Source organism: Pantoea sp. 9140 (genome assembly GCF_000745295.1).
Lineage (GTDB): Bacteria > Pseudomonadota > Gammaproteobacteria > Enterobacterales > Enterobacteriaceae > Pantoea > Pantoea vagans.
The window spans coordinates 471,633-487,735 of the sequence record NZ_JQNO01000001.1 but is presented as its reverse complement, the minus strand read 5'-3'; the positions used below and the strand labels follow the sequence as shown (position 1 = coordinate 487,735).

Here is a 16,103-nt window from a genome sequence, read left to right as displayed (position 1 = left end):
GATTTGTAAACATTAATCTCTTTACTTGTGTCGGGTTATTGCCCGGCATCGCACATGACAGATTAGGAAAAAAATATGCAACAGTTACAGAGCGTTATTGAATCCGCCTTCGAACGTCGCGCTGACATCACACCTGCCAGCGTTGACAGCGAAACCCGTGATGCCATTAACCAGGTGATCTCTTTGCTGGACAGCGGTGAGCTGCGCGTTTCTGAGAAGATCGACGGCGAGTGGGTAACGCATCAGTGGCTGAAGAAAGCAGTGCTGCTCTCTTTCCGCATCAATGACAACCAGGTGATGGAAGGTTCGGAAACCCGCTTTTACGACAAAGTGCCGATGAAATTTGCCGGCTGGGATGAAGCGCGTTTCAAAGCAGCAGGCTTCCGCGTCGTGCCGCCTGCGGCTGTGCGTCAGGGTGCCTATATCGCCCGCAACACGGTGCTGATGCCTTCTTACGTCAACATCGGTGCATTTGTGGATGAAGGCACCATGGTAGACACCTGGGCGACCGTCGGCTCCTGTGCACAGATTGGTAAAAACGTTCACCTTTCTGGCGGCGTGGGTATCGGTGGCGTGCTGGAACCGCTGCAGGCCAACCCGACCATTATCGAAGACAACTGCTTCATTGGCGCACGCTCTGAAATCGTTGAAGGCGTGATTGTTGAAGAAGGCTCAGTGATCTCAATGGGTGTTTACATCGGTCAGAGCACCAAAATTTATGACCGCGAAACAGGCGAAGTACATTATGGTCGTGTGCCTGCCGGCTCCGTCGTGGTTTCAGGTAACCTGCCGTCCAAAGATGGCAGCTACAGCCTCTATTGTGCCGTGATCGTGAAGAAAGTGGATGCGAAAACGCTGGGCAAAACCGGTATCAACGAACTGCTGCGCACCATCGACTGATTTCACTGACGGGCTGGAAATCAGCCCGTCATCTTTTCTTTACAGTCATTATCAAATAACATGCTTCGCGCCGCGAATTAACTGGTGCGTTTAGTTTTTATCCAGGTCATAATCCGCGCCAGTTAAATCCTGTCGCGCAATGTTCATCCCGCTTATTTATGTCTACAGTTGACGGACGTCATGAACAAGTCTGCGCGCTTCTCACTTTTGATGGAAACAACGCTATGTATGACAATCTGAAAAGCTTAGGTATCAGTAACCCGGACGACATTGACCGCTACAGCCTGCGTCAGGAAGCCAATAACGACATTCTGAAAATCTACTTTCGCAAAGATAAAGGCGAGTTTTTCGCGAAGAGCGTTAAATTCAAATATCCGCGCCAGCGCAAAACTGTCGTTGCCGATCACGCGACGCAGGGCTACAAAGAAGTTCAGGAAATCAGCCCGAATCTGCGTTATGTCATCGATGAACTGGACCAGATTTGCCAGCGCGATCAGGTTGAAGTGGATCTGAAACGCAAAATTCTGGATGACCTGCGTCACCTGGAAAGCGTGGTCGCCCACAAGATCTCGGAAATTGAATCGGACCTGGAAAAATTAACCCGTAACAGCCGTTAATTTCCTGTCCGACAAGAGACAAGAGAGGCCAGCTTTGCTGGCCTTTTTTATGCCGCAAACCTGCCCTCTACCCCTGCTCATCCAGTTGCAAAGCCACATAGAGCAATAGCCTGTCGTCAAAATGACCCAGATTCAGTCCCGTCAGTTCAGAAATCCGGTTCAGGCGGTACTCCAGCGTATTGCGATGAATGAATAGTGCACGTGCGGTAGCGCTCGGCTGGACATTATGGGTGAACCAGGCGATTAGCGTACGGCGCAGCAAGCCGTTGTTATCCATGCTCTTGAGCTTCGCCAGCGGCCGGGCGAGCTCATTGGCCTGCCAGCCGCCTCGCAAGCTGTCGAGCAGCACCGGCAGCACCAGATCCTGATAAAAATAGCTGCGCACTTCGGGCATACGCTGCTTGCCCACCATCATGGTGGTGCGCGCCGTCCGGTAAGAGCGTGCAATGCTGCCCGGCCCGGTAAAGAAGTTACCCAGCGCGATGCGCATCCGGAGATGGCCACTCTCTTTCATCCGCTGCAGCAACTGCTCGACGCGGCGGCGATGATCATCCTGATCGTAACGTCCATGCCCGTTCAGGGCTGGTTTCAGCACCACCATTTCGGTCAGTGAGACAATGGCGATCAGATTATCGCGCTCCGGTGTGGTCAGCAGCGTTTGCAGCTGTTGTAACTCTGACATCGCGCTGTCGACGCCAAGCTGACCGCTATCCACCTCCAGAACGGCCACCACACGCGGTTGATTGAGATCGATGCCGAGCCGCTGAGCCCATTCAGTCAGCTGTGGCGACAGGGTATCGCTGCGGATGAGATTCAGCACCAGCTCTTCACGTAGACGGCTGTCCTGTGCCAGCATATGCAGAAGCCGCGCCTGCTCCAGCATCATCTCTGCGGTCATGCAGACCAGCTCGCCGTAGTGCCGCAATGCCAGCGGCTCGCCGGTCAGGCCAATCACCCCGACGATGTCACCATCAATGCGCAGCGGCAGGTTAATGCCGGGCCGTACGCCATGAAGATGTTTAGCCACCGCTTCATCAATGTCGACTACGCGACCCTGTGAAAGCACCAGCAGCGCACCTTCGTGCAACTCCCCAATGCGTTCCCGGTCACCGCTGCCGATAATGCGGCCCCGCGCATCCATCACATTGACATTGCTGTCAATAATTTTCATGGTGCGCGCCACGATATCCTGTGCCAGCCGGGCATCAAGGTGATAGGTAGCCATCCATTACTCCTGAAAAAGAGGGGGAGAAACAGAATACGCATGGAAAGCAGGCAGAACATTGTGCATTTGCACAGAGCCAGGCGGTCATTTGCCGAATTTGCGGTGAGCATCACACTCTGCCAGGGCAAATGCCGGACATAAAAAAGGCGGACCGCAGTCCGCCTCTTCATCAGTGGTCGTTCCGTTACTGCATCAGCAGGTAGATGCTGCTATCGCCGCGCTTCACATTCAGCGCCAGAACGGCTGGCTTGGTATCAAGGACTTTGCGCAACTCGCCGAGGTTGGTTACCGGCTGCTGGTTAACGCCCTGAATCACGTCCCCCTTCTTCAGGCCGATACGCGCTGCGGCACTGCCCGCTTTCACATTATCAACGCGAACGCCTTTATCACCGGTTTCAACATTGCTAAGGTCAGCCCCTTCAATGCCGTTGTAGATGGTGGCGGACTGCACTTTCGCCTGGCTGCTCTGCTGCAACTGAACAGATACATCGACCGGTTTGCCGTCACGCAGCAGGCCCAGTTTCAGGGTGGTGCCAACCGGCAGTGAACCCACTTCTGCACGCAGTGAAGCAAAGCTGCTCAGCGGTTTGCCGTTCATGGAGACAATCACGTCACCCGCTTTGATGCCCGCTTTTGCGGCAGCAGAGTCTGGCAGTACCTGGCTGACAAATGCACCACGCTGTGCGTCGACTTTCATCGCTTTTGCCAGTTCGGAGTTCAGTTCCGTGCCCTGCACACCCAGCTCGCCGCGTTTAACCTGTCCAAACTCAACCATCTGCGCCGTCAGGTTTTTCACCATGTTGCTCGGAATAGCAAAGCCGATACCAATGTTACCGCCATCCGGCGCCAGAATAGCGGTGTTAATCCCAATCAGTTCACCGTTGAGGTTAACCAGCGCACCACCGGAGTTGCCCCGGTTAATCGCCGCATCCGTCTGGATAAAGTTTTCGTAATTTTCTACATTCAGGCCGCTGCGTCCCAGTGCCGAAACGATACCGGAGGTTACGGTTTCACCCAGTCCATACGGGTTACCGATTGCCACGGTGTAGTCACCGACGCGCAGATTGTCAGAGTCAGCGATTTTCACGGCGGTCAGATTTTTAGCTTCCTGCAACTGAATCAGTGCAATGTCAGAGCTGGGATCTTTACCGATGACTTTTGCGTCATAGCGACGACCGTCGCTGAGCTGCACCTGAATTTTGGTGGCATTATTCACCACGTGGTTGTTGGTCACCACGTAGCCTTTTTCGGCGTTGATAATCACGCCCGATCCCAGTGCACGGAATTTTTCCTGCTGGGTATCAGGGACGGGTGCGCCACCATTACCACCTTCACCGCCACCGTTCTGGCACATGGGTGAACCCTGGAACGGGGAACCGTCCTGACAGAAAGGCGAATTGTCGCCAAAGAATTGCTGAAACTGCTGCGGCATGCGTGGGGTTTTTACTGTGGTGGTGCCCTCAACGCTGATACTGACCACAGACGGCATCACCTTCTCCAGCATGGGAGCCAGGCTTGGCAGTTGCTGGCTTTCGGAAGAGGCCGTTTGCGCAGCAGAAACAGTAACAGGGGCGAGCGCCATGCTCAGGCTCAACGCCAGCGCACTTAACACTAAAGTCTTTTTTTTCATTTTTCGTTTCTCAATAAGATTACTGTTCAGACCATTGCTGTGGTCGAAAGGTGAGATAAATGTTTTAGCGCGAAGTTCCTTTAAAAGTTTAAGCCAAAGGTAAAAATTTATTCGCGCTCTTTACAATCGGCGGCTTATTCTACTGCCATCAGCCGCCGGTACTCATCCCAGGCATAGAGATCGGTCATGCCGCTAATATAATCCTGAATAAGCCGGAAGCGATAATAACGTTCCCACAACAGCCGCTGATATTTATGCTCCACAACCAGATTACGCATCTTGTGCAAATAGGCTTTGCGGTGTTTCCCGGAGAGCTTATGAAAAAGCCGCGTTTCAATCGGGTGCTGGCGTAAAAAATCCTCATTCATCAGCGTGGTAAAGGCTTCATAATTAAGGCGCATCAGCGGCTGATAGATCTCCAGCAGCCCTTTAATCACGCGGTAACCCTGCAGCTCCAGCTGTTCAACTTCAGAGTGATTAAACACCTGCTGGCGCGCAACGGTCTTAAACAGTTGCAGTAAACGGCCCTCTTCACCCTCATCTTCCAGCAGCGCATGGTTAAAACTTCCCTCGAATATTGCAGGAAGATTATCAACAAAACGTTTCACCGCGTAACTGACCAGCACGCTCTGAACATTTACGCGTAATGACATAAAAAATTGATCGCTGCGGCTGCGGCGTTTTTTACTACAGGCTTCCCGCCAGGCTTCGCCAATAGTCCGGCTAAAGGCGTCATTATTTTTCACCGGCCCCCAGGCTTTATTGAGAAATTCAAACAAACTCTCAACATTAAAGATATCTTTTTCTACAGCGTCGTCCAAATCGGCAATACAATAGGAGATATCATCCGCCGCTTCCATTATATAGGTGAGCGGAAAGCGATGGTGTTCTTCCATATTGGTGGCAGCACGCAGGTCGGCAATATAATCCTGCTCGGAGAGATAAAAACCGGGTTTCTTCATTAACACGCTAAATTCGGCGGGCCTTTCCCCCTGCCACCAGGCAGGAGCAGTATATTTGAGGATACAGGCGACCTGAGAGTAGCTGAGATTGAGCTGCAGCAGGGTGTGCACCATACGGATAGCCTGCGCGTTGCCCTCAAAATGGCAGAGATCCTGGCGGATCATGGCATTCAGCTCATCAAAGGCTTTACGCTGTGCATCCCCTTCAACGCCCGCCACCAGCGGATCGACCAGTTCGGCAGCCAGGTTCTCTTCAAACCAGTCGTTAATGGCCGCCTCGCCAAAATGACCAAACGGCGGATTACCCACGTCATGCAGCAGACACGCCATTTCGATCAGGCTTTCAAATGCGCCTTCAAGCTCATCCAGACCATACTGCGCCAACCCGCCCTGCATCTTCAGGGTTTGCAGGATCTCTTTGGTGATGTAGCGTCCGGTCTGCTGCACCTCCAGCGAGTGTGTCAGTCGGGAACGGACGGCGGCATTTCGCTCCAGCGGAAAGACCTGCGTTTTCTGCTGCAAACGCCGGATGGCGGCGGAGTTGATAATCCGTCCACGGTCACTCTCAAAATGTCGGGTAATGTAATATTCGCCTTCCGGATCTTTTCGACTGGTATAAGGGCGCGAGAAGCTGATCTTCTTCCTGAAATTGATCGCTGACATGAATTACCCCTGACTTTTTCGTGAATTAATCCCCTGGATGCCATGGTAGACTATGCCCTAAATTTTGATTCTTTACATTAGCGGAACTCACTATGAAAGCAGGCATTATTGGCGCGATGGAGCAGGAAGTCACACTGCTGCGCGACAAAATTGAAAACCGTCAAACGCTGTCGCTGGCGGGTTGTGAAATCTATACCGGCACCCTGCAGGGCGTTGAGGTGGCACTGCTGAAATCGGGCATTGGTAAAACCTCTGCGGCGCTGGGCACCACGCTGCTGCTGCAGCTATGCAAACCCGATGTGGTGATCAACACCGGTTCGGCGGGCGGTTTAGCGCCGTCGCTCAGCGTCGGCGATATCGTGGTGTCAGACGAAGTGCGTTATCACGATGCTGATGTCACCGCTTTTGGTTATGAGCCGGGTCAGATGGCGGGTTGTCCGGCCGCGTTTGTGGCCGACAGCAAGCTTATCGCAGCGGCAGAAGCCTGCATTAAGCAGCTGGATCTGAATGCCGTACGCGGTCTGGTGGTAAGCGGCGATGCCTTTATCAATGGTGCCGAACCGCTGGCGCGCATTCGCAACCTGTTCCCGCAGGCGATTGCCGTTGAGATGGAAGCGACTGCCATCGGTCACGTCTGTCATCAGTTCCAGGTACCGTTTGTGGTGGTCCGTGCGATTTCCGACGTGGCCGATAAGGAATCTCACCTCAGCTTTGATGAGTTCTTAAGCGTAGCGGCGAAGCAATCTTCGCTGTTAGTGGAGAACCTGCTGGCGCATCTGGCGCGTGGCTAAAACGCTGCTTTTCTGCTGGCTGCTGCTGTTGAGCGGCAGCCTGCTTGCCTCCCCGCCCCGTGTTATCACCCTTGCTCCCCACCTTACCGAACTCGCCTTTGCTGCCGGGATTACGCCGATTGCGGTCAGTGCATGGTCTGACTATCCGCCGCAGGCAAAACAGCTTGAGCAGGTTGCCAACTGGCAGGGCATTAAAGCCGAACGCATTCTGCAGCTCAAACCGGATCTGGTCTTAGCCTGGCGTGGCGGTAATCCGCAGCGGCAGATCGATCAGTTGCAACAGCTCGGCGTACCGGTTAAATGGATTGATCCGCAGACGCTGGATGAGATGTTCACGGCGCTGGCCGATCTGGGTCGCTGGAGTCCCAGCCCGGAGCAGGCAAGCAGAGCTGCCCAGGCGTTACGGCAGCAGGAAGCCGCACTGCGTCAGCGCTATACTCACCTGACTGCGGTTCCGCTTTTTTTGCAGTTTGGACAGCAGCCGCTTTTTACCGCCGCCAGAGCCACGCTGCAGAATGAGATTATTACATTATGTGGTGGCAGGAATATTTTTGCCGACAGCCGCGTCAGCTGGCCACAGGTCAGCCGCGAGCAGGTACTGATGCGCCATCCTCAGGCCGTTGTAACAGCGGGCAGTGCCCAGCAGGCGGAGAACATCCGTGACTTCTGGCGGCCACAGCTCACTGTGCCGGTGATTGCCATCAGCGAGGACTGGCTGAGCCGGCCAGGTCCACGACTGCTGCTGGCGGCGCAGCAACTCTGTGTGGCCCTGCATCCCGCTGAATAAATCGGCGAAATGATTAAAGTTGCTGCACTTTTTGCCGTTAATCAATACCAGAGACGAGCCGGCCACGTATGCTTGCCGTCCTTTTAGCGCCACGGCGCTTTTTTAAAACACCAGGAACCATCTATGACCAGAGCACTGCTGCTGGCCATAGGGCTATCGCTCGCCGGATCTGCATTTGCGGGATCGATTAATGGCTCTATAGGCGCCAGGCTTGTCATCTATTCACGCTGTGAAATCAACACGGCTAACGGTCAGCCCGCGCCGCAGGTGAACTGCGGCAGACAGGCAAGCGCGCAGCCACGCGTGACCCATAGTCAGATTCAGTCGCAGGGAAGTGTGAAACAGAGTAACCGGCTGGTCACAATAGAGTGGTAAACGAGGCCGTCGCGATGACGGCCTTCGTCATCAGATACTGAAGGAAGAGCCACAGCCACAGGTGGTTTTGGCATTCGGATTGGTCACGATAAAGCGTGAGCCTTCCAGACCTTCGGTATAATCCACCGAACCGCCCACCAGATATTGCAGGCTCATCGGGTCAACCACCAGCGAGACGCCCTGCTTTTCGATCGTCATGTCGCCATCATTCAGCTGATCATCAAAGGTGAAGCCGTACTGGAAACCACTGCAACCGCCACCGGTGATGTAGACGCGAAGTTTCAGCGCCGGGTTCTCTTCATCGGCAATCAGGTTCTTCACCTTGGTGGCTGCGGCGTCGGTAAACTGCAACGGCAGTGCTACTACTTCATCACTCATGTTTTACTCCGGTAAACGCCCAGGTCAGAAAACGACCTTAATAACGCTATTATCAGCCAGCACCTCAGCGCAATCAAGCTCTGCCCTTCGCACTCTGTGCCGCTTTCACCTCCGTTAAGGGCGCGGCGAGTGAATCCGCCTTTCGTCTGCTGCCCCTCTTCCGTAGAATGGTGCAATATTTTTTATGAACCGCTGGAGCCGAAAATGAGTAAGTCCGAACAACTGTTTGCCGAGGCACAACGCCTGATCCCGGGCGGGGTAAACTCGCCAGTACGCGCATTTACCGGTGTGGGCGGCGTTCCGCTGTTTATTGAACATGCTGATGGCGCGTATCTCTATGACGCCGATGGCAAAGCCTATATCGACTATGTCGGCTCATGGGGCCCGATGGTGCTGGGTCATAACAATGCGGCGATCCGCAATGCCGTGATCGAAGCGGCCCAGCGCGGCCTGAGCTTTGGCGCACCGACCGAAATGGAAGTGACCATGGCGCAGCTGGTGTGTGAGCTGGTGCCTTCCATGGAGATGGTGCGGATGGTCAACTCCGGCACCGAAGCGACCATGAGCGCGATTCGCCTGGCACGTGGCTTTACCGGCCGCGATAAAATTATCAAGTTTGAAGGCTGCTATCACGGTCACGCCGATCATCTGCTGGTGAAAGCCGGTTCTGGTGCCCTGACGCTGGGTCAGCCAAACTCGCCGGGCGTACCGGCTGATTTCGCTAAACACACCCTGACCTGCACCTTTAACGATCTCGACTCAGTGCGCAGCGCCTTCGAGCAATATCCTGATGCCATCGCGGCCATCATCGTCGAGCCGGTTGCCGGCAACATGAACTGCATTCCGCCGCAGCCGGAATTCCTGCCAGGCCTGCGTGCGCTCTGTGATGAGTTCGGCGCACTGCTGATTATTGATGAAGTGATGACCGGTTTCCGCGTTGCACTGGGCGGCGCGCAGGCTCACTACAATGTGCGTCCTGACCTGACCTGCCTTGGAAAGATTATCGGTGGCGGGATGCCGGTTGGCGCATTCGGTGGCCGCCGCGATGTGATGGCCGCGCTGGCCCCGACCGGCCCGGTCTATCAGGCGGGGACGCTCTCCGGTAACCCGATCGCAATGGCCGCCGGTTTTGCCTGCCTGACGCAGATCGCGCAGCCTGGTACGCACGAAAAGCTGGATGCTCTGACCCGCCAGCTGGCTGAGGGTCTGCGCGAGGCAGCCCAACAGCAAAATATCCCGCTGGTGATCAACCATGTTGGCGGGATGTTTGGCCTGTTCTTCACCGAGGCTGACAGCGTGACCTGTTATGCCGATGTGACCCGCTGCGATGTAGAGCGCTTTAAAACCTTCTTCCATCTGATGCTGGAGGAAGGCGTTTACTTTGCGCCATCAGCTTATGAAGCGGGCTTTATGTCGCTGGCGCACAGCGAAGAGGACATTCAGCGCACGGTTGACGCCGCGCGTCATTGTTTCGCGAAGCTGTAATTTCGGCAGCGTTAAAGACAAAGACCGGCTTGCGCCGGCCTGAGATTGTTAGCAAAGTCTGCCCAGCCCAGCTGTGAGATCGAGCCTGCGAAGGGTACACGGGCAGATCGGAAAGTCGCTTAAACCATCCATGGCCGCTCGGCCCGCGCCGTCCCTGGCGCGGGACGCTTTCCTCCTCTGCCCGTGTTCCCTGCGCTTTTAGCTAATGCGTTGCTGCCATAGCAACACTCATTGGGTTTGTCAGCAGTCTGAGACCGGCTTGCACCGGTCTTTTTTTTAACCTGAACGCCGCAGCAGCCAGATAAAGTAAGGCGCACCTAAAAACGTCGCCATCAGTCCGGCAGGGATTTGATCCGGAAACGCCAGCATCCGCCCGCACCAGTCAGCCAGCATCATCAATCCGCCTCCCAGCAATCCCGACAGCAACAGCTGTGGCAAAGCCCGCCGGAATCCCAGCATGCGCGCCATATGCGGTGCCATGAGTCCGACAAAACTCAGCGGACCGATAGTCAGCGTCGCGCTGGCGGTCAGTGCTGCCGCCAGCAGCAGCAGACTCAGCCGTGCAGGCGTCAATGCCATACCCGCCGAGCGCGCGGTCGCACTTCCCAGCGGCAGCAGCGTCAGCCAGCGGCTCGCCAGCGGAGCCAGCGACACCAGCACCAGCGCGCAGATTGCGCTCTGAACTGCCTGACTGCCGCTGATGTTATAGGTCGAGCCGGAGATCCAGCTCAGCAACCCGCCCATGCGCGGATCGCCGCTGGCCAGCAGCAGCATCAGCAGGGTGACAAAGGCGCTGTTAAGCGCCATACCCGCCAGCAGCATCCGCTCCGGCGAGAAGCCGCCACGGCTGGCTACCGCCATAATCACCAGCAGCGTCAGCGCGGCCCCCACCGCACCGGCGGGCAGCAGCCAGGCCATCGCATCGCCCGGCACAAAGAACATCATGACCACTACGCCGCAGGCGGCCCCGGAACTGATGCCCAGTACTTCCGGGCTGGCCATAGGATTGCCGGTCAGCCGCTGAATCAGACTTCCCGCCACGCCCAGCATCAGACCGGTTACCAGCGCCGCCAGCACGCGCGGTGCGCGCCACGGCAGCAGTGATTGCAGCATCTCGCCTGTGGACCCGCTCCAGCCCTGCGCATCACGCCCAAACGCGAGCGCCCCCCACCCCAGTAGCGCCAGAACAGCGAGACCGATCAGCGCCCAGCGCAGCAGGTTCTGTCGCTCGGCGGGCACATTGTCACCCTGATTCAGCGCGGGCGGCACTGAACCGGTGCGCAGTCGCGGCAGCAGCCACAGCAGAATCGGTACGCCAAGCAGGGCCGTGGCCGTGCCGGTCGGGATATCGCGCCAGTGCGTGCTGAGCCATAACACGCAGCTGTCTGCCAGCCACAGCAGCAGCGCGCCAGTCAGCGGTGCCAGCAGCATCCGGGTGAGGAGCCGTCGTCCACCCAGCAGCTTCGCCAGTAGCGGTGCAAACAGCCCGATAAAGCCGATGATACCGGCGACATTGACCAGCTGTGCGCTGAGCAGAATCGCCAGTCCAAGGCCGCCAACCCGCGCCACAGAGAGCGCCAGACCCAGGTTTTTCGCGACACCATCATCCAGCCCCATCAGCGTCAGCGGACGCAGCAGCGCCAGTGCCAGCACAAACGCCAGCAGCAGGCGCGGCCAGAGCTGCTGCACGTTTTCCCAGCTCATCTGATTCAGCGCGCCGGTGCTCCACAGAAACATGTTCTGCAGCTGATCGTGATTGAAGATTGCGAAGATTTGATTGACCGCGCCGCTGTACAGGCTCAGTACCAGCCCGGCCAGAATCAGCGTCACTGGCGACAGACGTTTGCTCCAGGCCACACCAAACACCAGCGCGCCTACCAGCAGCGCCCCGCTGAGCGCAGCAAACTGCTGTGTCAGCGCCCCGCCCGGCAGATGCCACAGCGTCGCGACGGTAATGCCCAGTTGCGCGCCGGAAGAGACGCCCAGCGTCGTCGGCTCCGCCAGCGGGTTGCGCAAGATCTGCTGAAACAGCAGACCGGCTAACCCCAGTCCGGCACCCACCAGCAGCGCCAGCGCCGTACGTGGCAGCAGGCTGTAGTGAAACACCATCTGCGGCAGGCTATCGATCGTCGGTGACCAGAGTGCCTGCCACCATTCAGCCTGTGGCAGCGCGTAATGCAGATTGACCAGCGTCAGGCTGAGTGAGAGCAGAAACAGCAGGCTGAGAAGGCCTGCGGGAAACAGAGCATGGCGCATCAGTGCGTCTCCAGCGCGCGTTCCAGCACGCGAACAAAGTGCAGCGCCGAGAGCGTTGCACCGTAATACCAGACCGCCGGGACGCGCTGAAAGCGTCCGGTGCGGACAAACGGCATGGCCTGCCACAGCGGACTGCGCATCAGCTGCTGCATCTCCACGTCGTTGTCGTGATCGAAACAGATAACATCCACCTCCCCGGCCTGCGCCAGCTGTTCGATGCCGATCACTGCGCTGCCCCAGAAATTGGTTTCACCCTGCCAGCCATTTTTCAGGCCCAGCAGGGTCATCACTTCCAGGAACAGGCTGTTTTTACCGAAGGTAATGGCGTGACGACTGTCGAGCAGCGACATCAGCAGAAGCGTGCGTCCGGCATAGGGTGCCAGCCGCTCACGCGCCGCTGCCAGCTGATCATCGACCTCACGCAGATGCTGCTCCGCCCGCTCGCTTAATCCCAGGCGCGCCGCCAGCTGACGCAGTGATGCGCGCGCGGCGGTGAAGGGTTTTCCGTCGCCGCTGTGAAGGTCGAAGCCCATGATGGGTGCGATGCGCGTCAGTTTCTCTTTGGGCGGGCCATAGCCATTGGAGCAGAGGATCAGCGACGGCTGCATTTGCGCCATCAGTTCAAGATTGGGTTCGGTGCGCAGACCGACGTCGATCACGTCTGCAGGCAGCTTCGGCTCACCTACCCAGATGTTGTAGTTGTGCAGATCGGCCACGCCCCAGGGCGTAACGCCCAGCGCGATCAGCAATTCGGTGGGTAACCACTCCAGTGCAATAATCCGACCCGGATTCGGCGTGGCAGCACGCAGAGGAAGCGCACAAAACAGCGGCGAGGCCGCCAGTGCCAGCAACAGTCGGCGGCGGTAAAGATCGGGCATCATCCTTTCCTTAACAGACAAAACTAACCGGCGCGCCGCCCTGCGGGTGCGGTAAAATGCCCATCGGAATGCCATAAATTGCACCGAGCACCTCAGGCTGCATAATCGCCTCCGCGTCACCTTCGGCAATCATCGCGCCCTGACGCAGCGCCACCAGATGATCGCAGTAGCGTGCCGCCATATTGATATCGTGCAGTACCGCAATGACGGTCAGGCCGCGCTGCTGGCTCAGATCTTTGATCAGCGCCAGTACCTCAACCTGATGGGCAATATCCAGCGCCGAGGTGGGTTCATCCAGCAGCAGACAGCGGCTGTTCTGCGCCACCATCATCGCCAGCCAGGCGCGCTGACGCTCACCGCCTGACAGACTGTCCACCAGCCGGCCGGCAAAGGGCTTTAGCCCGACCTGCGTAATGGCATCCTCCACCCTATCGCGATCCTCCTGACCAAAGCGCCCCAGCGCCCCGTGCCAGGGATAGCGGCCAATCGCCACCAGCTCACGCACCGTCATCCCTTCGGCTGCCGGTAACTGCTGCGGCAGATAGGCCACCTCGCGGGCAAAGGCTTTACTGTTCCAGCGCCCGACCGGCTGCTGATTCAGCAAAACCTCTCCGCTGCTGGCCGCATGATGACGGCCCAGCATTTTCAACAGCGTCGATTTGCCCGAGCCGTTGTGACCAATCAGCGCGGTCATTTTACCCGGTGGAAAAGTTAGCGACAGGGGCTGGAGGAGAGTGCGGCCGGGCACCTCGAAACTGGCATTCTCCAGCCTGAAGGTAGCCTCTTCTGCGTGCGGATGCGGCATGATTATCCCTGTGAACGGGCGCCGGAGCGCCCGGTTAAATCAGAATCTGAAGGTCGCGGTGCCGACAATCTGGCGTTCCGCCCCCCAGTAGCAGGCGTATTCACGATAGCAACTGGCGACATACTCGCGGTTGAACAGATTGTTAACGTTGACGCCTACCGTCGAGCCAGGCAGGCCGAAGCGACCCAGATCATACTTCAGCGCCGCGTCCACCGTGGTGTAACCGGCTACCTTAAAGTTCTGGTTCTGCTCAGTGCCGGTGCTGTAAAGCCCCTGGCTCTCGCCGACATAACGCACACCTGCGCCCACTGTTACACCCGACAGGGCGGTCTCGTGGAAGGTGTAGTCGCTCCAGAGTGAAGCCATATGCTTCGGCACCTGCACCGGCGTTTTGCCTTTAAGTTGAGTGTCTTCAGTATATTCCGCATCGGTGTAGGTGTAAGAAGCCGTCAGATTGACGTTAGCGTTCAGCGCCGCTTTAGCTTCCAGCTCTACGCCGCGCGACCGGATTTCACCGCTCTGGACGCTGGCAAACGGATGATTAACCGTATCTGGATCGGCAGTCAGGTTTTTGGTTTTGGTCAGCTGATAAAGCGCTGCGGTGAGCACCACCGGACGATCTTTCGGTACATATTTCACGCCCGCTTCATACTGCTTAGCGCGTGACGGATCAAAGGCCTGGCCGTCATAGGTCGAACCGGCATTCGGAATAAAGGCTTCGCTGTAACTAAAGTAAGGCGCGATGCCGTTATCAAACACATAGTTCAGCCCACCACGCCAGGTAAAGGCCTGATCGTTCTGGCGATCAACGCTGTCTGCCACCCGATCGTAAACGGAGTTCATGGCATAGTCGTAGCGGCCACCCAGCGTCAGCACCCAGCGGTTCCACTCCATCTGATCCTGCGCATAGAGGCCTGTCTGACGCTGCTTATTCAGATGCTGATAAGGATCGGCAAACGGCGTCACGCTATCATCGCCATATTGCGGGTTAACCGCATTCAGGCTGGATGCCGAGCCAAACTGTGCGTCGATATCATTGCGGGTACGCTGGAAATCCACACCCAGCAGCAGCGTATGATCGACCTGGCCGGTGGCAAACTTCGCCTGTGCCTGAGTATCCACGGCAAACTGATTCAGCGTCTCGCTGGAGACCGCTGAACCACGGGTAATCTCCTGGGTTGCTGTATTGAAACCATTGCCATAGATACTGCGGTAATCGGTGCGCAGGTCGGCATAACGCAGATTCTGGCGCAGCGTCCAGGTGTCGTTGAGGCTGTGCTCGGCGTTATAGCCCACCATTTTGGTGGTGCGCGAAATCTTATTGCTCTGCTCGCCTTCGTCGAAGTCGGTCGGCAGTTTGTACTGGCTGCCATCGGCACGGGTGATCGGCACCACGGTGCCCTGACGCGGCAGCCAGCCGTAATAGCCGGTTTCTGGCTCGTTCTGGAAATAGGTCAGCAGATCAATGCGGGTGCGATCGTCGGGACGCCAGCTGAATGACGGGGCAATGGTGTAGCGCTTCTCTTTGTTCATCGACTGCTGCGCATCCTGACTGCGCGCCTGACCGGTCAGGCGATAGCTGTAGACGCCGTTATCATCCAGCGCACCCCCAAAGTCAAAGCCGGTCGAGAAGAGATTGTCATTGCCCATCTGGAACTGCACTTCGCGCAGGGTTTCCTGGGTGGGACGCTTGCTCACCAGTGAGACGACACCGCCCGGATTGCTTTTACCATAGAGCACAGAGACCGGACCGCGCAGCAGTTCAGCGCGCTCCAGGAAGTAGGGATCGATGGCAAACTCAGAGTAGTTATCTCCCTGCAGTTTCAGGCCATCCAGATACTGGTTGGTATTGGTTTCGCTGAAGCCGCGAATCGAAAGCGCATCAATCACATCTGAGCTGCCACGGTTACCGGTCAGCACGCCAGGCGTATAGTTAAATGCCCCTTTCACGCTGGTCACGTTGCGCATTTCCATCTCTTCGCGGGTGACCACGGAGACAGACTGCGGGTTTTTTTCAATCGGGGTATCGGTTTTGGTGCCGGTGGCGCTGCGTTTCGCCGCCACCGTCGGTGCCGGCCCCCAGGCGCTTTCCGCCTCGACGCCGCTGCCGCCATCCGCCGAGACCACCATGGTCTCTGGCTGCGCGGCGTAAAGCGAGGAGCTCAGGCTCAGTGAGATCATGACGCCCAGAAGCGGCCGGGAAAATGTTTTTTTGGTGTTGTCTGCAAAAGTCGTTCGCGCATTCATAAAAAGGTGTCTCTTAAAATAGGCTCAGGCGAGCGAATCGAAACGATAATGATTATTATAACGGATTAGATAATATGCGAACTGCCGCGGACACTGCAAGCAGA

The 16,103-nt window shown here is 57.0% G+C and carries 14 protein-coding genes; 6 read left to right on the top strand and 8 right to left on the bottom strand.

Features of this window, described 5'->3' with window-relative positions; genetic code table 11:
* The first annotated feature begins 75 nt into the window (after positions 1-75).
* Together dapD and FA92_RS02070 are read left to right on the top strand one after the other, a co-directional pair.
* Positions 76-900, top strand: a complete 825-nt coding sequence (gene dapD / locus FA92_RS02075; RefSeq protein WP_013356835.1) for a 2,3,4,5-tetrahydropyridine-2,6-dicarboxylate N-succinyltransferase — start codon at positions 76-78, stop codon at positions 898-900.
* A gap of 224 nt (positions 901-1,124) precedes the next feature.
* Positions 1,125-1,517 (top strand): DUF3461 family protein, encoded by a 393-nt coding sequence (locus FA92_RS02070; protein WP_033731626.1) that lies wholly within the window; start codon positions 1,125-1,127, stop codon positions 1,515-1,517.
* Between the two features lie 67 nt (positions 1,518-1,584).
* Here the strand turns inward: FA92_RS02070 and FA92_RS02065 are convergent, their stop codons facing one another.
* From FA92_RS02065 to dgt, 3 genes are all read right to left on the bottom strand, one after another.
* Complete coding sequence (locus FA92_RS02065) at positions 1,585-2,742, bottom strand: CdaR family transcriptional regulator (protein ID WP_013356833.1); 1,158 nt, start codon at positions 2,740-2,742, stop codon at positions 1,585-1,587.
* A 184-nt stretch (positions 2,743-2,926) separates the two neighbouring features.
* Positions 2,927-4,372, bottom strand: coding sequence for a serine endoprotease DegP (gene degP / locus FA92_RS02060; RefSeq protein WP_033781929.1), 1,446 nt, complete (start codon positions 4,370-4,372; stop codon positions 2,927-2,929).
* Positions 4,373-4,506: 134 nt separating this feature from the next.
* Positions 4,507-5,997, bottom strand: coding sequence for a dGTPase (gene dgt / locus FA92_RS02055; RefSeq protein ID WP_033781928.1), 1,491 nt, complete (start codon positions 5,995-5,997; stop codon positions 4,507-4,509).
* Between the two features lie 92 nt (positions 5,998-6,089).
* On the opposite strand from dgt, the gene mtnN reads away from it, so the two are divergent.
* The 3 genes from mtnN (at position 6,090) to FA92_RS02040 (ending at position 7,950) form a co-directional block, all read left to right on the top strand.
* Complete coding sequence (mtnN, locus tag FA92_RS02050) at positions 6,090-6,788, top strand: 5'-methylthioadenosine/S-adenosylhomocysteine nucleosidase (protein ID WP_013356830.1); 699 nt, start codon at positions 6,090-6,092, stop codon at positions 6,786-6,788.
* Positions 6,781-7,575 carry a vitamin B12 ABC transporter substrate-binding protein BtuF gene (gene btuF, locus FA92_RS02045; RefSeq protein ID WP_033781927.1) on the top strand — a complete coding sequence of 265 codons (795 nt, stop codon included), beginning with the start codon at positions 6,781-6,783 and terminating at the stop codon, positions 7,573-7,575. The genes mtnN and btuF overlap by 8 nt, the downstream gene beginning before the upstream one ends.
* A 123-nt stretch (positions 7,576-7,698) precedes the next feature.
* Positions 7,699-7,950, top strand: a complete 252-nt coding sequence (locus tag FA92_RS02040; protein WP_033781925.1) for a hypothetical protein — start codon at positions 7,699-7,701, stop codon at positions 7,948-7,950.
* Positions 7,951-7,980: 30 nt separating this feature from the next.
* Here FA92_RS02040 and erpA read toward each other — a convergent pair whose 3' ends face one another.
* Entirely contained in the window at positions 7,981-8,328 is a 348-nt protein-coding gene (erpA, locus tag FA92_RS02035; protein WP_008925625.1) for an iron-sulfur cluster insertion protein ErpA, read from the bottom strand.
* A 204-nt stretch (positions 8,329-8,532) separates the two neighbouring features.
* Between erpA and hemL the strand changes: the two genes are divergently transcribed.
* Complete coding sequence (gene hemL, locus FA92_RS02030; RefSeq protein WP_033781924.1) at positions 8,533-9,813, top strand: glutamate-1-semialdehyde 2,1-aminomutase; 1,281 nt, start codon at positions 8,533-8,535, stop codon at positions 9,811-9,813.
* Positions 9,814-10,089: 276 nt separating this feature from the next.
* Here the strand turns inward: hemL and fhuB are convergent, their stop codons facing one another.
* Genes fhuB through fhuA form a run of 4 tightly spaced genes read right to left on the bottom strand, consistent with a single transcriptional unit; the run spans position 10,090 to position 15,999 of the window.
* Entirely contained in the window at positions 10,090-12,069 is a 1,980-nt protein-coding gene (gene fhuB / locus FA92_RS02025; protein ID WP_033781923.1) for a Fe(3+)-hydroxamate ABC transporter permease FhuB, read from the bottom strand.
* Positions 12,069-12,947: a Fe(3+)-hydroxamate ABC transporter substrate-binding protein FhuD gene (gene fhuD / locus FA92_RS02020; RefSeq protein WP_033731617.1), complete on the bottom strand. Its 879-nt coding sequence runs from the start codon at positions 12,945-12,947 to the stop codon at positions 12,069-12,071. The genes fhuB and fhuD overlap by 1 nt, the downstream gene beginning before the upstream one ends.
* Positions 12,948-12,957: 10 nt before the next feature.
* Complete coding sequence (gene fhuC / locus FA92_RS02015) at positions 12,958-13,752, bottom strand: Fe3+-hydroxamate ABC transporter ATP-binding protein FhuC (protein ID WP_033781921.1); 795 nt, start codon at positions 13,750-13,752, stop codon at positions 12,958-12,960.
* A 39-nt stretch (positions 13,753-13,791) separates the two neighbouring features.
* The gene (fhuA, locus tag FA92_RS02010; RefSeq protein ID WP_033781919.1) at positions 13,792-15,999 is read right to left on the bottom strand and encodes a ferrichrome porin FhuA; all 2,208 of its coding nucleotides are present in this window, start codon (positions 15,997-15,999) and stop codon (positions 13,792-13,794) included.
* Positions 16,000-16,103: the final 104 nt, after the last annotated feature.

Coding starts and splice junctions, on each gene's coding strand:
- mtnN (WP_013356830.1), top strand. CDS start 6,090: ATGAAAGCAGGCATTATTGGCGCGATGGAGCAGGAAGTCACACTGCTG.
- degP (WP_033781929.1), bottom strand. CDS start 4,372: ATGAAAAAAAAGACTTTAGTGTTAAGTGCGCTGGCGTTGAGCCTGAGC.
- FA92_RS02070 (WP_033731626.1), top strand. CDS start 1,125: ATGTATGACAATCTGAAAAGCTTAGGTATCAGTAACCCGGACGACATT.
- erpA (WP_008925625.1), bottom strand. CDS start 8,328: ATGAGTGATGAAGTAGTAGCACTGCCGTTGCAGTTTACCGACGCCGCA.
- FA92_RS02065 (WP_013356833.1), bottom strand. CDS start 2,742: ATGGCTACCTATCACCTTGATGCCCGGCTGGCACAGGATATCGTGGCG.
- fhuD (WP_033731617.1), bottom strand. CDS start 12,947: ATGCCCGATCTTTACCGCCGCCGACTGTTGCTGGCACTGGCGGCCTCG.
- FA92_RS02040 (WP_033781925.1), top strand. CDS start 7,699: ATGACCAGAGCACTGCTGCTGGCCATAGGGCTATCGCTCGCCGGATCT.
- dapD (WP_013356835.1), top strand. CDS start 76: ATGCAACAGTTACAGAGCGTTATTGAATCCGCCTTCGAACGTCGCGCT.
- fhuA (WP_033781919.1), bottom strand. CDS start 15,999: ATGAATGCGCGAACGACTTTTGCAGACAACACCAAAAAAACATTTTCC.
- dgt (WP_033781928.1), bottom strand. CDS start 5,997: ATGTCAGCGATCAATTTCAGGAAGAAGATCAGCTTCTCGCGCCCTTAT.
- hemL (WP_033781924.1), top strand. CDS start 8,533: ATGAGTAAGTCCGAACAACTGTTTGCCGAGGCACAACGCCTGATCCCG.
- fhuB (WP_033781923.1), bottom strand. CDS start 12,069: ATGCGCCATGCTCTGTTTCCCGCAGGCCTTCTCAGCCTGCTGTTTCTG.
- fhuC (WP_033781921.1), bottom strand. CDS start 13,752: ATGCCGCATCCGCACGCAGAAGAGGCTACCTTCAGGCTGGAGAATGCC.